This window comes from Variovorax sp. 05L425 (assembly GCF_056397705.1).
Genome location: NZ_JBFTNY010000026.1, coordinates 72,216 through 86,792, shown reverse-complemented (window position 1 = coordinate 86,792; position 14,577 = coordinate 72,216). Strand labels below are relative to the sequence as shown.

At 66.1% G+C, this 14,577-nt stretch carries 11 protein-coding genes; 7 read left to right on the top strand and 4 right to left on the bottom strand.

All coding sequences use genetic code 11. The features are described 5' to 3' along the window. Nucleotides 1-479: 479 nt before the first annotated feature. Nucleotides 480-3,743: an efflux RND transporter permease subunit gene (locus AC1DN9_RS24745; RefSeq protein WP_478104435.1), complete on the top strand. Its 3,264-nt coding sequence runs from the start codon at nucleotides 480-482 to the stop codon at nucleotides 3,741-3,743. Between the two features lie 47 nt (nucleotides 3,744-3,790). Then, a complete protein-coding gene (locus AC1DN9_RS24740) occupies nucleotides 3,791-5,233 on the top strand; it encodes an efflux transporter outer membrane subunit (protein ID WP_478104434.1) in 1,443 nt (480 codons plus the stop codon). 1 nt (nucleotide 5,234) lies between these two features. Here AC1DN9_RS24740 and AC1DN9_RS24735 read toward each other — a convergent pair whose 3' ends face one another. Then, nucleotides 5,235-6,101 (bottom strand): MurR/RpiR family transcriptional regulator, encoded by an 867-nt coding sequence (locus AC1DN9_RS24735; RefSeq protein WP_478104433.1) that lies wholly within the window; start codon nucleotides 6,099-6,101, stop codon nucleotides 5,235-5,237. A 130-nt stretch (nucleotides 6,102-6,231) separates the two neighbouring features. On the opposite strand from AC1DN9_RS24735, the gene AC1DN9_RS24730 reads away from it, so the two are divergent. The 4 genes from AC1DN9_RS24730 to AC1DN9_RS24715 all read left to right on the top strand — a co-directional run bounded on the left by AC1DN9_RS24730 (nucleotide 6,232) and on the right by AC1DN9_RS24715 (nucleotide 9,894). After that, nucleotides 6,232-7,578 carry an aspartate aminotransferase family protein gene (locus AC1DN9_RS24730; RefSeq protein WP_478104431.1) on the top strand — a complete coding sequence of 449 codons (1,347 nt, stop codon included), beginning with the start codon at nucleotides 6,232-6,234 and terminating at the stop codon, nucleotides 7,576-7,578. A gap of 71 nt (nucleotides 7,579-7,649) precedes the next feature. Continuing rightward, complete coding sequence (locus tag AC1DN9_RS24725; RefSeq protein WP_478104430.1) at nucleotides 7,650-8,291, top strand: aspartate/glutamate racemase family protein; 642 nt, start codon at nucleotides 7,650-7,652, stop codon at nucleotides 8,289-8,291. A 43-nt stretch (nucleotides 8,292-8,334) separates the two neighbouring features. Further along, entirely contained in the window at nucleotides 8,335-9,012 is a 678-nt protein-coding gene (locus AC1DN9_RS24720; RefSeq protein WP_478104429.1) for a GNAT family N-acetyltransferase, read from the top strand. Between the two features lie 57 nt (nucleotides 9,013-9,069). Continuing rightward, complete coding sequence (locus AC1DN9_RS24715) at nucleotides 9,070-9,894, top strand: undecaprenyl-diphosphate phosphatase (protein WP_478104427.1); 825 nt, start codon at nucleotides 9,070-9,072, stop codon at nucleotides 9,892-9,894. A 117-nt stretch (nucleotides 9,895-10,011) separates the two neighbouring features. On the opposite strand, the gene AC1DN9_RS24710 is transcribed toward AC1DN9_RS24715, so the two are convergent. From AC1DN9_RS24710 to mutS, 3 genes are all read right to left on the bottom strand, one after another. Next, nucleotides 10,012-10,815, bottom strand: coding sequence for an alpha/beta fold hydrolase (locus AC1DN9_RS24710; protein WP_478104426.1), 804 nt, complete (start codon nucleotides 10,813-10,815; stop codon nucleotides 10,012-10,014). A 77-nt stretch (nucleotides 10,816-10,892) separates the two neighbouring features. Then, a complete protein-coding gene (locus AC1DN9_RS24705) occupies nucleotides 10,893-11,732 on the bottom strand; it encodes a proteasome-type protease (protein WP_478104425.1) in 840 nt (279 codons plus the stop codon). A 36-nt stretch (nucleotides 11,733-11,768) separates the two neighbouring features. Then, on the bottom strand, nucleotides 11,769-14,393 hold the full coding sequence (gene mutS, locus AC1DN9_RS24700; RefSeq protein ID WP_478104424.1) for a DNA mismatch repair protein MutS: 2,625 nt from the start codon (nucleotides 14,391-14,393) through the stop codon (nucleotides 11,769-11,771). Between mutS and AC1DN9_RS24695 the strand changes: the two genes are divergently transcribed. Next, a complete protein-coding gene (locus AC1DN9_RS24695) occupies nucleotides 14,394-14,519 on the top strand; it encodes a hypothetical protein (RefSeq protein ID WP_478104422.1) in 126 nt (41 codons plus the stop codon). The last annotated feature ends 58 nt before the right edge of the window (nucleotides 14,520-14,577 follow it).

The window sequence follows — 14,577 nt, the reverse complement described above, 5'->3', positions numbered from 1 at the left end:
GTATGCGGTGCGGGCTGTGCGACCCCGCTGCGCCGGCCCTTCGGGCTTCCCTGCAGTGCTCGCCTCAGGCGGGGTCCGCGTGAAACTCGCTGCGCTCAGACACACGCGGCCCTGATCCGCCTGAGGCTGCGCGCTTCGGCGGCGCAGAAGGGTCGCACAGCCCGCACCGCATACCGGGCTCCGTGGGTGTGCGACGGATGCGTGCGTCTCGAACGCCTATGGCCTGCGAGTTCATCACAGCGACGGTGGCGGACAAACTACCCCCACCCTTTCCGCGGAGGCGGGCGGTGTGCGCTGGGCCGGCCGTTGAGGCACCGCCGAGCAGCGCAGCGGTGCGCGGAAAAAGGGCCGCGCGTGTTTGAGCGAAGCGAGTTTGCGCGGACCCCGCGTACCGCGAGCAGCGCAGGGCAGCCCGAAGGGCCGGTGACGTCGGCCGGCCCAGCGCACACCGCCCGCCTCCGCCACCCCAACAGCACCCCATGAACCTCTCGAGACCTTTCGTCGAGCGCCCGATCGCGACGGTCCTGCTGACCATCGGCCTGGCCCTGGCCGGCATTGTCGGTTTCCTGGTGTTGCCGGTGTCGCCGCTCCCGCAAGTCGATTTCCCGACGATCTCGGTCCAGGCGCAGCTTGCCGGCGCGAGTCCCAGCACGATGGCGTCGAGCGTCGCCACGCCGCTGGAGCGCAGGCTGGGCATCATTCCCGGTGTCAATGAACTCACGTCGACGAGTTCCAACGGATCGGCACGGGTCACGCTGCAATTCGACCTGAGCCGCAACATCGACAGTGCCGCGCGTGAGGTGCAGGCCGCCATCAATGCGGCGCGCGTCGATCTGCCGGCCACGTTGCGGAGCAATCCGACCTATCGCAAGCGCAATCCGACCGCCGCGCCGGTCATGATTCTTGCGTTGACCTCCAAGACCCGCACGCCAGGGCAGATCTACGAAGAAGTCTCCAACATCGTCAGCCAGCGGCTGTCTCAGGTCGAAGGCGTGGGCGAGGTCGAGATCGGCGGTGGCTCACTGCCTGCGGTGCGCGTGGAGTTGGAGCCCTTTGCGCTGAACAATCTCGGCATCAGCACCGAGGACGTGCGCGCAGCGATCCAGGCCAACAACGCGAACCGACCCAAAGGCGCGATCGAAAGCGGCGATCGCAAGCTGCAGATCTACACGCCGGCGCCCGGAAGGCGTGCGGCCGACTACAAGGATCTCGTCATTGCATGGCGCAACAACGCGGCCGTACGCCTGGGCGATGTGGCGCGCGTGATCGACGGCGTCGAGAACACGCGTACGCTGGGTCTCTTCAACGGCGCGCCCGCGGTGATCGTGCTTGTCACGCAGGCGCCGGGCGCCAACATCATCGAGACCGTGGACGGTGTGCGCAAGCTGTTGCCAGAGCTTCGCGCGCAGCTGCCACAGGACATCGACATTCAGGTCGCCTCGGACCGCACCAACTCCATCCGCGCCTCCCTGCGCGAGATCGAGGGCACGCTGATGATCTCCATCGTCCTCGTCGTGCTCGTGGTCGGCCTGTTCCTGCGCAAGGCGCGTGCCACCATCGTGCCGGCGGTGGCCACGGTGGTTTCGCTGCTCGGCACCTTCGGCGTGATGCACCTGCTGGGGTACAGCCTCAACAACCTGAGCCTGATGGCGCTCACCGTTGCGACCGGCTTCGTGGTCGACGATGCGATCGTTGTGCTCGAAAACACGATGCGCCATGTCGAAACGGGCATGAACCGTGTCGAGGCGGCCTTGCGCGGCGCGCGCGAAGTCGGGTTTACCGTGCTGTCGATCAGCATCTCGCTGGTGGCCGTGTTCATCCCGCTGCTTTTCATGGGCGGCCAGGTCGGACGGCTGTTCCGCGAATTCGCGGTCACGCTGTCGGTCGCGGTGATGATTTCACTCGTGATCTCGCTGACCACCACGCCGATGCTGTGCGCCATGCTGTTGCGCAGCGAGGCCGAAGAGACCGGCAAGCCGCCGGGCCGGGTGCGTGCCTGGTTCATCCGCATGGCCGAACGCATGTGGGACGTCACGCTGCGCACCTATGCCCACAGCCTCGACTGGGCGCTCGCGAGCAAGGGCGTGGTCATCGCGGTGCTGCTGGCAGTGATCGGGCTGAATGTCTATCTCTTTGGCGCCATTCCCAAGGGCTACTTTCCGCAGCAGGACAACGGCCAGCTCAACGCCGGCCTGCGCGCCGATCAGAGCATCTCGTCGGAGGCCATCAACGAAAAGCTGCGGCAGGCCGTGGACATCATCAACAAGGACCCGGCGGTCGACTCGGTGGTGGGCTTCGCGGGCGGCAGCCGGGCGGGCGGCGGATTCATGTTCGTCAATCTCAAGCCCACTTCCGAGCGCACCGAACGCACGCAGGCGGTCATCGACCGCCTTCGCCCGCAACTCAACCAGCTGACGGGGCTGCGCGTGTTCCTGAGCCCCGTGCAGGACTTGCGCATGGGCGGACGGTCGAGCAACTCCACCTACCAATACACGCTCAAGAGCGACAACCTCGCCGATCTGCGCACCTGGTCCACCAAGCTGGCCGACCGCTTGCGGCAGGAGGAGACTCTGACCGATGTCGACAGCGATGACGCCGACAACGGCGTCGAGACCTACGTCGACGTCGACCGAGACGCCGCCGCGCGGCTCGGCGTCACGTCGATGGCAGTCGACAACGCGCTCTACAACGCCTACGGCCAACGCTCGGTGGCGACCATCTACGACGAGCTCAACCAGTACTCCGTGATCATGGAATGGGCGCCGCGCTTCCAGCGCGCGCCGATCGTGCTCAAGGACCTCTTCGTGCCCTCGACGCTGGCGAGCACCACCACGGCAAACGGCGCGACGATCGTCAGTTCGCTCGACGAAAACAGGGATGCGACGACCGGTACATCGACCCTCATCTCGGCCAACCCTGCGCTGCGCACCGCCTCCACGGGGCAGCAGGTCGCGACTGACACGACGCTGATGGTGCCGCTGTCGGCCTTCGCGAAATTCAGCGAGCGCGCGGTGCCGACGTCCATCGACCACCAGGACACCGAGCTTGCCAGCACCGTCTCGTTCAACCTGGCCGATGGCGTGAGCCTGGGCGACGCCAAGCGCATCGTTGCGCAGGCCGAGGCCGACATCGCGATGCCGGTCAACGTGCGCGGCAGCTTCCAGGGCACCGCGCTGGCGGCGCAGCAGTCCCAGGGGCAGCAATGGTTCCTGATCGTCGCGGCGCTGGTTGTCATCTACATCGTGCTGGGCGTGCTCTACGAGAGCCTGATTCATCCGATTACCGTGCTGACGACCCTGCCGTCCGCGGGCGTGGGCGCAGTGCTGGCGCTGCTGCTGTTCCGCATGGAGTTCTCCATCATTGCGCTGATCGGCGTCTTCCTGCTGATCGGCATCGTCAAGAAGAACGCCATCCTGATCATCGACTTTGCGCTGGAGGCCGAGCGCTCGCGAGGGCTCACGGCGGTGGAGGCCGTGCGCGAAGCGTGCCTGCTGCGCTTCCGTCCGATCCTGATGACCACGCTGGCCGCGGCGCTCGGCGCGCTGCCGCTCGCGATCGGCTTCGGCCTGGGCGCGGAACTGCGCCAGCCGCTGGGCGTCGCGATCATCGGCGGATTGATCGCAAGCCAGTTGCTGACGCTGCTGACCACGCCGGTCGTCTACGTGCTGCTCGACAAGCTGCGCCGCCGACCCGCCAACGAGAAATACCTGAGCCGCGCCGCCGACGCCTCCCCGACACCATGACCGCACCGAACCGACTTTCCTTCCGTCGCCCTCAGCGCCGCAGTTTCATGCGCACCTCCGTGGCCCTGGCCATGGCCGCGGCACTGGCCGGCTGCGCAGTGGGCCCCGCCTATGTCCAGCCGACGACCGCGGCGCCGGCCGCGTGGAAATCCGCGCCGGCGGCCGAAGGGTGGCTGCCCGCAGCGCCGGCCGATGCGCTGGATCGCGGCGAGTGGTGGAAGCTTTTCGAGGACCCGACCCTCGACGATCTCGCGGGCCGCGTGCAGGTGTCGAACCAGAACATCGCGACCGCGGTCGCCAACTATTCACAGGCCCAGGCGCTGGTTCGCGGGCAGCGCGCGGCGCTGTTCCCGAGCGTCACGCTGGATGGGAGCGCGGTTCGCACCGGTGCCCGCAACAAGTCGCCCGTGACGGCCGCTACCGCAACGCTGAATGCCGACTGGACGCCGGACGTCTGGGGTCGACTGCGCCAGGCCGTCGACAGCGCGCAGGCCAACGCGCAGGCGAGCGAGGCCGACCTCGCGCTCGCGCGGTTGTCGTCGATCGCCACGCTCGCGACCAACTATTTCTCCTTGCGCGAGGCCGATGCCGAAATTCACATCCTCGACGTCACCATCGAAGGCTACAAGCGCAGCCTGGAGATCACTCGCAACCGCTACGAGGCCAGCATCGCGGCGCAAAGCGATGTGTTGCAGGCGGAGACGCTCTATCTGTCCACTCGGGCCCAACGCCAGGCGGTGCAGAGCACCCGCGACACGCTGGAGCACGCCATCGCGGTGCTCGTGGGGGTGCCGCCAGCCGATTTCTCGCTGCCGGTTGCCGACTGGAAGCCCGTCGTTCCGGGCGTGCCGACCGGCGTACCGACGACGCTCCTGCAGCGCAGGCCCGACATTGCCGCGTCAGAGCGGGCAGTGGCGGCCGCCAATGCACAGATCGGCATTGCGCGTGCTGCCTACTATCCGAACTTCACGCTCAACGGCGGAATCAGCAGCGCGGCGAGCAAGGTGGGCGATCTGTTCAACGCGTCGAACACGCTTTGGTCGCTGGGCCTGTCGGTCGCACAAGTCGTGTTCGATGCCGGCGCGATCGGCGCGAGCGTCGATGCAGCCAAGGCTGGCCACGAAGCGGCTGTGGCGCGCTACAGGCAGACGGTGCTGACCGCGTTCCAGGATGTCGAGGACCAACTCACCGCGGGCGCCAGCCTCGCGCAACAGGAAGTGAATCGCCGCGAGGCTTCTGCCGCTGCCGATCGCACGGAGCAGCAGTTCCTCAACCGCTACCGTGCCGGCACCATCGACTACACCAGCGTCGTGGTTGCGCAGGTGTCCGCGCTCAATGCGCGGCAAACGCTGCTTCAGTTGGAATCGAATCGCCAGATCGCGGCGGTGGCGTTGATCCAGTCACTGGGCGGCGGCTGGCAGGCCGACTGGATGGATCAGGACAAGCCGCAGCCTCTCGCGACACAGCCCGTCGCGAAGACCGGTTCCTGAGTCAACCCCCGCGTGGTCGTGGCGCCTGCAGGTAGGCGCCGGACTCGAACAGCTGAGCTTCAGCCTGCTCGATTCGCTTCACGACCGACTTGCCGGCGCGGCTGGCGAGCAATTCCAGCAGGGCCTCCGTCAAGGCCGCGGCGGCAGCGACCGATGGGAAGAACGAAGGACTGTGGATGGCAAAAAGCAGCGTCTCGTCCGCCAGCAGCGACAGCGGCGACGCCTCGCTGTCGGTCAGCGCCAGCACCTTGCATCCGGCCGCCTTGGCCGCCTGGGCGACCTGCAGCGCCTCGCGGGAGTAGGGTGCGAAACTGGCGATGACCAGCGCATCGCCCTTGACCATCGCGCGCTGCTGCATTTCGAGCAACCCGCCCTGACCGTCGATCAGGCGCACGCTGGCGCGGAACATCCGGTAGACGTAGACGAAGGAAAAGGCGACCGAGAAGCACGCCCTGAAACCCGCTGCGTGCACGGTGGCCGCCTTTTCCAGCAGCGCGCAGGCGCGATGCAGGGAAGGTCCGCTCATGCGCTCGGTGGATTCGAGGTTGTGGCGGTGGACCTTGAACATCTCGCCGACCAACGACTGGTCGCTCGCGCGACCGACGAGGGTGCGGGCGCGCTCGCCGTAGGCTTCGGAAGCCAGGCCCAGCTCCGCCGCGACCGCCTCCTTGAACTGCGGCCAGCCGGCAAATCCCAGATGCTGGGCAAAGCGCACCAACGTCGCCGGCGTGCCACCCGCGCGCGTGCCGACGGTCCGCATCGAGCGGGTCACGACTTCGTTCGGATGGTCGAGCACGTACTTCGCGATCTGTTGCAACGCCGGGCTCAGAGTCGCGAAGCGCTCCCTGAGGTCGTCCTTGACACCCATGATTTCCCTCTCTTTTTCGTTCAAACGAATGTACTGGATGAAACAACGTGGTTCGGACGGCTTGTTGACGGAACAAATGTTCCAAACAATAATTGCACCAATACGTTAGTTCCACAATCGGAGAGCCGCCGTGACGCACGTCTTCCACCGCCACCTTCGCCAGACGCCGCCAGTCGCCGTGTCCGGCAGCGGCATGACCCTGCGCGACGCCGCCGGGCGCGAATACCTCGATGCTTCGGGCGGGGCGGCGGTGTCGTCCCTCGGGCATGGCCACCCGGACGTGATCGCGGCGATGCATGCGCAGATCGACAAGCTCGCCTATGCGCACACGAGCTTCTTCACGACCGAGGTGGCGGAGGAACTGGCCGACGAACTGATCCGCACCGCGCCCGAAGGCATGAGCCACGTGTACCTGGTGAGCGGCGGCTCGGAGGCGGTCGAGTCGGCGCTCAAGATGGCGCGGCAGTACTTCGTCGAGATTGGCCAGCCACAGCGGACGCACTTCATCGCACGCCGGCAGAGTTACCACGGCAACACGCTCGGCGCGCTGGCGGTCGGCGGCAACGCATGGCGCCGCGAGCCTTTCGCGCCGATCCTCGTGCAGGCGACGCATGTGTCGCCGTGCTATCCCTATCGGGAACAGCGCGAGGGCGAGACGGCCGAACAATACGGCCTGCGGCTGGCGGCCGAACTGGAGGCGGCGATCCTCGCGCAGGGCGCCGACCGCGTGATCGCCTTCGTGGCCGAAACGGTGGGCGGCGCGACTGCCGGCGTGCTGGCGCCGGTGCCGGGCTACTTCAAGGCCGTGCGCGCGGTTTGCGACCGCTACGGCGTGTTGCTGATCCTGGACGAGGTGATGTGCGGCATGGGCCGCACGGGTACTCTGTACGCCTGCGAGCAGGAAGGCGTGATTCCCGATCTGGTCACGATCGCCAAGGGGCTGGGCGGCGGCTACCAGCCGGTCGGCGCGGTGTTGGCACAGCGCAGGATCGTCGAGGCGATGTCGCAGGGCAGCGGCTTCTTCCAGCATGGGCACACCTACCTCGGCCATCCCGTGGCTTGCGCCGCCGCGCTCGCGGTGCAGCGCACGATCCACCGCGACGGCCTGCTCGCCAAGGTGCGCGACAACGGTGAAGCCTTCGGCGCGATGCTCCGCGAGACGCTGGGCGCGCATCCGAACGTGGGCGAGATCCGGGGCAGGGGCTTCTTCTGGGGTATCGAACTGGTCGCCGACCGCGCGAACAAGGTGCCTTTCGAGCCGGGACTGAAATTGCACGCCCAGATCAAGAAGGAGGCGATGGCGCAAGGGCTGCTTTGCTATCCCTTCGGTGGGACGGTCGATGGCAGGCAGGGCGATCACGTGCTGCTTGCACCGCCTTTCATCGCCGGGCGGAAGGATTTGCAGGAGATCGCGGCGCGCCTGGCGTCGTCGATCGATACGGTGACGCGCGCAGTCCGTGGATCGCAGGCGGGCTGACCGGCAACTCGCAAGACGGAAAAGCTGTACAACCGCCGGTTCATGTCACCGATTCCGCCGAAACCCAAGCCATGACCCGCATCGCCCTGATCCACGCCCTGACCCATTCGATCGCACCCATCAACGAAGCCTTCGAGCGCGACTGGCCGCAGGCCGTGCGCATGAACCTGATGGACGACAGCTTGTCGGCCGACCTCGCGCGCGGTGGGAGAGGGCTCGACGATGCGATGCACGAGCGCTTTCAGCGACTGGCGGACTACGTTGTGGGCACCGGCGCCGAGGGGATTCTCTTCACCTGCTCGGCCTTTGGTCCCTGCATCGAGGCCGTCGCGCGCCGGCACGCTGGCATCCCGGTGCTCAAGCCCAATGAGGCGATGGTCGCGGAAGTGGCGGCGGGCACCGGCAAGCTGGGGCTGATCGCCACGTTCCAGCCGACGCTGGAATCGATGCCGCCCGAGTTTCCCGAAGACGTCGAGCTCGAACTCGCGCTGGCCGAGGGCGCGCTCGAAGCGCTGAACCGCGGTGACGTGCAACAGCACGACGAGCGCATTGCCGGCGAGGCCAAACGCTTGCGCGATCGCGGCTGCACGCGGTTGGCGCTCGCGCAGTTCAGCATGGCGCGCGCCCGCAGCGCCTGCGAAGCGGCATCGGGGCTGCCTGTGCTGACCACGGTCGACAGCGCGGTGCGCGCATTGCGGCAGCGGCTGGCCTGAAGGAACAGGCTCGCCCGCGCGAGTCGATAGGATCGACATCACGATGAACCCGCTGCTCGACAACATCGCCTGGCACACCTTGGCCGGCCCTCACGCAAAGTACACCATCGGCACTGACCGCATTCGCCGGTACGCCGTCGGCTTTTCGCCGATCGTCGGCTTCGCGGACACCGAATATCCCGATCTCGACGGACTGACGCCGTACTGCGAACCCGGCGACCACTTCTATTGCATGGACTGGTCGGGCCTTGCGCCGGCCAACTGGCGGATCGAACTGGATTCGACCATGTTCAGGATGGTGTGGGCGGGATCGATGCCCGACGATGACCCATCGCTTGACGCCATTCCGCTGAAGCCTGAGCACGCCGCGCAGGCGGTCGAACTGGCGTCGCTGACGCGCCCCGGTCCTTTCGGCCCGCGAACCCCCGAACTCGGCGACTACTTCGGCTGCTTCGAAGGGGAACGCCTGATCGCCATGGCCGGCGAGCGCATGTGCGCCGGCACGTTTCGCGAGATCAGTGGCGTGTGCACGCATCCCGACTTCCAGGGTCGGGGTCTTGCGCGCCGACTGGCCGCGAAACTGATCCGCAGCCAACTTCAGCGTGGCGAAACGCCGTTTCTCCATGTCATGCGGGACAACGAGAGCGCGCACCGGCTCTACCTTCGCATGGGATTCCGCGACCATTGCGAAACGGTCGTCCGGGTCATCTCGCGCGGCTGATTGAAAGAATTCTGAACGCGCGCATCGCGATAATCGACGCTCTTTCAAGGAGCGTGCGTGGATATTGTTTTGCTGGCGAAGGCCGCCATCATGGGCATCGTGGAGGGCCTGACTGAATTCCTCCCCATTTCGTCGACCGGCCACCTGATCCTTGCAGGTTCGCTTCTCGGTTTCGACGACGACAAGGCCAAGGTATTCGACATCGCGATCCAGACCGGTGCGATCTTCGCGGTTGTCCTCGTCTACTGGCACAAGATCCACTCGACCATCGTTGCGCTGCCCCGGCAGCCCAAGGCGCGGCGCTTCGTCCTCAACGTGCTGATCGCCTTCCTGCCGGCGGTGGTCCTGGGGCTGTTGTTCGGCAAGGCGATCAAGGCGCACCTGTTCATCCCGGTCGTCGTTGCCAGCACATTCATCCTCGGCGGCTTCATCATCCTGTGGGCCGAGAGGCGCCCGCCCGGCTCCGTGCGCATCGAGAACGTCGACGACATGACGCCCTGGGACGCACTCAAGGTCGGGCTCGTGCAGTGCCTCGCGATGATTCCAGGGACAAGCCGCAGCGGCGCGACCATCATCGGCGGCATGCTGCTCGGGCTCTCGCGCAAGGCGGCGACGGATTTTTCGTTTTTTCTCGCGATTCCGACGCTGATCGGTGCGGCGGTCTACAGCCTTTACAAGGAACGTGCGTTGCTGTCGGTGGCCGATATTCCGCTGTTCGCGGTCGGCCTCGTGTTTTCGTTCATCAGCGCATGGCTCTGCGTGCGCTGGCTGTTGCGGTACATCAGCACCCACAGCTTCATCCCATTCGCCTGGTATCGCATTGCCTTTGGCATCGTGGTGCTGGCGACCGCCTGGAGCGGAATGGTCGTCTGGGCGGATTAAAGCTCGCCCCCAGGTTGCCCGCACTTCGTGTCGGGCGCCCACCCCCTACCGGGGGCAATACCGGCGGCCCGGCTAAGCCGGTTCCGCGGTATTTCTGGAAGGGGCCTGCCGGCAGGCTTAGGCCAGGTTTCGCAGGGACGCTTCGATGGCCGCTGCCGTGGCGATCGGCTTTTCCATTGGAAAGAGATGTGTGCCGTCTAACATCATGATGCGGCCCTTGGTGACTTGCTGCGTCATCGTCATGCCGACGCGGCGCATTTCGACGGACTGACGGCCGCCGATGAAGGCGGCCGGGCACTTGAGCGGATGCGCGCGCAGGAGTGCGCTCAGGTTGTGCGGGAGGGTGTCATAGATCGCGGTTTCGACGTCGCGGTCAAAGCTCAGGGCGCGGGCGTCCTCCGTATCGAAGGTGCCGTGCTCGATGTAGTCGCGCAGCACGCGCTCGTCCCACTTCGCGAAGGCCTTCTTGCTGCGAAAGTGCTCGAACACCGCTTCGCGATGCTCCCAGATGTTCTTGCGCTTGCGGCTGATCGTGCCGGGCGAGACGCTCTTCATGAGCGGTGTGCGCTTCATGAGGTTGATCGTCCCAGCGCGCCAGCCGCCGATGATCGGCGAGTCGATCAGCACCACGCCCCGGGCAAGTTCAGGATGCCGCGCGGCGCACATCAGGCTCAGGAATCCGCCAAGCGAGTGGCCGACGAGAAACACCGGCCTGCCTGCCTGCTTCACGCGTTCCCTTGCGAAATCGGCGAGCTGCTCCACCAGGTGTGGCCAGTTGTCGGTCACGGGGTACTTCGGATCGTGGCCGAATTTCTCGATCGCATCGACGTCGAAGCCGCGATTGCGCAGGCTGTCGAGCATCACCCGGTAGGTGCTCGCCGGAAAGCTGTTGCCGTGGGAAAAGATGACAGGAGGGAGCATGGGAATGCGATGCCCGTTCGCGAAACCCCGCGGAACCGGCTCCGCCGGGCCGCCGGGGTTGCCCCGGAAGGGGGTGTTCAGATCAGCTTTTCGTCGGGGGTGGAGATCTTGCGCAGCGCGCCGTGTCGCGTGGCCGGCATCTTGAGCGGATGCTCGGTGAAGGCGTCGTCCCAGACCGGATCCTCGATGCTGTCGAACACTTCGCGCAGCTTCTGGCCCCAGCTGTTGTGCATCATGCGGTAGTAGGGGTTCTCGGCATCGATGCAGATCACCTTGTCGGTCTGCAGCTGATTGGCCTCGTACACCACGAGGTCGAGCGGCAGGCCCACCGACAGGTTCGACTTCATCGTCGAATCCATCGACACCAGCGCGCACTTGGCGGCTTCGTCCAGGGGGGTGTCGGGCGTGAGCACGCGGTCGAGCACGGGCTTGCCGTATTTCGATTCGCCGACCTGGAAGTAGGGCGTCTCGCTGGTCGCCTCGATGAAATTTCCGGCAGCGTAGACAAGGAAGAGGCGCATGCCTTCGCCCTTGATCTGCCCGCCGAAGATGAACGAGACGTTGAAGTCCAGCCCCGCATGCTTGAGCGCCTCGGCATCGCGGTCGTACACGTGGCGCACGGCCGAGCCCAGTACGCGGGCCGCGTCGAACATGCTCTTGGCATTCCAGATCGTCATGGGCGTGCCTTCCTCGCCGTCTTCGCGGACTTCGTGCAGTTCCTCGATCTGCAGGATTTCGCGCACCGACTGCGAAATGCTCAGGTTGCCGGCCGACAGCAACACCATGACCCGATCGCCCGGCTTTTCATAGACGATCATCTTGCGGAAGGTGCTGATGTGATCGACCCCCGCATTGGTACGCGAATCGGACAGGAACACCAATCCGGCGTTGAGTTTGATGCCTACGCAGTAAGTCATGAGTTCTTCTTGCACGAAACGGACCACCAACCAACCCTAGCCCTGCTCGCGCATCTGGAGTTTCTTCAAAGCGTAGAGCGCTTCGAGCGCTTCCCGCGGGCTCATCGCGTCGGGATCGATCGCGATCAGCGCGGATTCTACGGCGCTGACCGTCGGCGCCTCGGCTGCCGGTGGCGGCGCGAAGAGATCGACCTGGGCGCGGGCCTGGGTCTGATGCGCTTCGAGCGCTTCCAGCGCCTGCCGCGCATGGTTGACCACGGCTGCCGGCATGCCGGCCAATCGCGCGACCTGGATGCCGTAGCTCTTGCTGGCGGGGCCAGGCTGCATTTCGTGCAGGAACACGATGTCGCGGCCAGCCTCCGTTGCGCTCACGTGCATGTTGACGGCGCCATGATGCGTGGCCGGGAATTCGGTCAGCTCGAAATAGTGCGTGGCGAAGAGCGTGAACGCGCGTGTGCGGTCGTGCAACTGCGCCGCGATGCCGGCGGCCAGCGCCAGGCCGTCGAAAGTGCTGGTGCCGCGGCCGATCTCGTCCATCAGCACCAGCGAATGGGCGGTCGCGCCGTGCAGGATCTGCGCGGCCTCGGTCATTTCCAGCATGAAGGTCGACTGCGCGTTGGCCAGGTCGTCGGCGGCCCCGATGCGGGTGTGGATCGCATCGATGGGGCCGAGCCGGCACGCTTCCGCCGGCACGTGCGAGCCGATCGAAGCCAGCAGCACGATGATCGCCACCTGCCGCATGTAGGTCGATTTACCGCCCATGTTGGGGCCGGTGATGACCTGCATGCGCTGCTGCGGCCCGAGCCGCGTGTCGTTCGCAATGAAAGCGCCTGACGACTTTTCGGCCAACCTCGCCTCGACGACCGGATGGCGACCCTTGTCGATTTCGATGCACGGATGCGCGACGAAGCCTGGCGCGCGCCAGTGCAGTGTGTGGGAGCGCTCGGCGAGCGCGCAGAGGGCGTCGAGCGAGGCGATTGAGCCGGCAAGGCGCGTCAGGCCGGCGACGAAGGGCTGGAGGGCGTCGAGCAGTTGCTCGTAGAGCCACTTTTCGCGCGCCAGGGCGCGGTCCTGCGCCGACAGCGCCTTGTCCTCGAAGGCCTTGAGTTCGGGCGTGATGAAGCGCTCGGCGTTCTTCAGCGTTTGCCGGCGTCGGTAGTTGTCGGGCACACGGTCGAGCGCGCTTTGCGTGACTTCGATGTAGAAGCCGTGCACACGGTTGAACTGCACGCGCAGGTTCGTGATGCCCGTGCGCTCGCGTTCGCTGACTTCGAGTTTCAGGAGGAAGTCGTCGCAGTTCTCGCTGATGGCGCGCAGCTCGTCGAGTTCGGCGTCGTGGCCGGTGGCGATGACGCCGCCATCGCGCACCAGGGCGGCTGGCTCGGGGCTGATGGCGGCGACCAGTGCCTCGACGCAACCCGCAGGCGGTGAGAGCCGGGCCGCGATGTCGGCCAACAGCGCCGCCGAACCCGGCAGCGCGGGCGCGAGCTGCTCGGCCTTGGCCAGCGCCATCCGCAGTGCGACGAGTTCGCGCGGCCGCACCTGGCGCAGCGCGACACGCGCGGCGATGCGTTCGACGTCGCTCGTGTTCTTGAGTTGCTCGCGCAGCGTGCGCCACGGCGCTGCAGTGCCGCCGGGCGGAGCCGCCTGAAGCGCCGCGATGGCTTCGAGCCGTGCCTGTGCATCTCCGCGGTCGCGGCGCGGTGCGAGCAGCCAGCGCTTCAGCAAGCGACTGCCCATGCCCGTCATGCAGGTGTCGAGCAGCGAAAAAAGCGTCGGCGAGTCTTCCCCGCGCAGCGTCTGCACCAGTTCGAGATTGCGGCGGGTGGTCGGCGGGAGTTCGATCAGGTCGCCGTCGCGTTCGACCGAAAGCCGCTGAACGTGCGACAACGCCCGTCCCTGCGTGTGTTCGGCGTAACCCAGCAGCGCGGCGGCGGCGGCATGCGCGTTGGTCAGAGATTCAGCGTTCCAGGCGGCCAGATGGGTGCTGCCCATCTGCTCGCACAGCTTGCGCTCGCCGAGGCCGCCGTCGAACTGCCAGGCCGGTCGGACCGACAGCGTGAAGGGCGTGGCGCTGCGCGCGGCCTTCAGTCGCGACTCAAAGGCGGGCGTGACCTCGGCGCTGTAGAGAAGCTCGCTGGGTGCGATGCGGGCGATCCAGGCTTCGAGCGCATCGGCAGGGCATTCAGCCAGGCGAAGCTCGGCGCCGGTGACGCTGAGCCACGCGAGCCCGCAGAAGTTGCGCGAACCGGCGTGCACGGCGAGCAGCAGCGACTCGCTCTTGTCGTTGAGCAGTTCGGCATCTGTCAACGTGCCGGGCGTGACGACGCGCACCACCTTGCGCTCGACCGGGCCCTTGGCGGCGCCGACCTCGCCGACCTGCTCGCAGATGGCGACCGATTCGCCGAGCTTGATCAGCCGTGCGAGGTAGGTGTCGACCGAATGGAACGGCACGCCGCACATGATCACTGGCTGGCCGGCAGACTGCCCGCGTTGGGTGAGCGTGATGTCGAGCAGGCGCGAAGCCTTCTCGGCATCGGCGTAGAAAAGTTCGTAGAAATCGCCCATCCGGTAGAAGAGCAGGGTGTCCGGATGGTCTGCCTTGAGTCCCAGGTATTGGGTCATCATGGGCGTGTGCGCAGAAACTTCTAATTTTTCCATATGAATCAACAGCTTACCGTTTCTGCATCACTTTTCTGGGGCAAATTTAGGGCACTTTTGTCCAAGCTCACCGCCACGCTGACGACGAGCGATCTGCGTCCCGATCAAATCCGGCAGATTCGCTGAACAGCGAAAATACCGTTATTGTCGAATATTCGCGCAAACGGTATTATTCGCTGAGCAG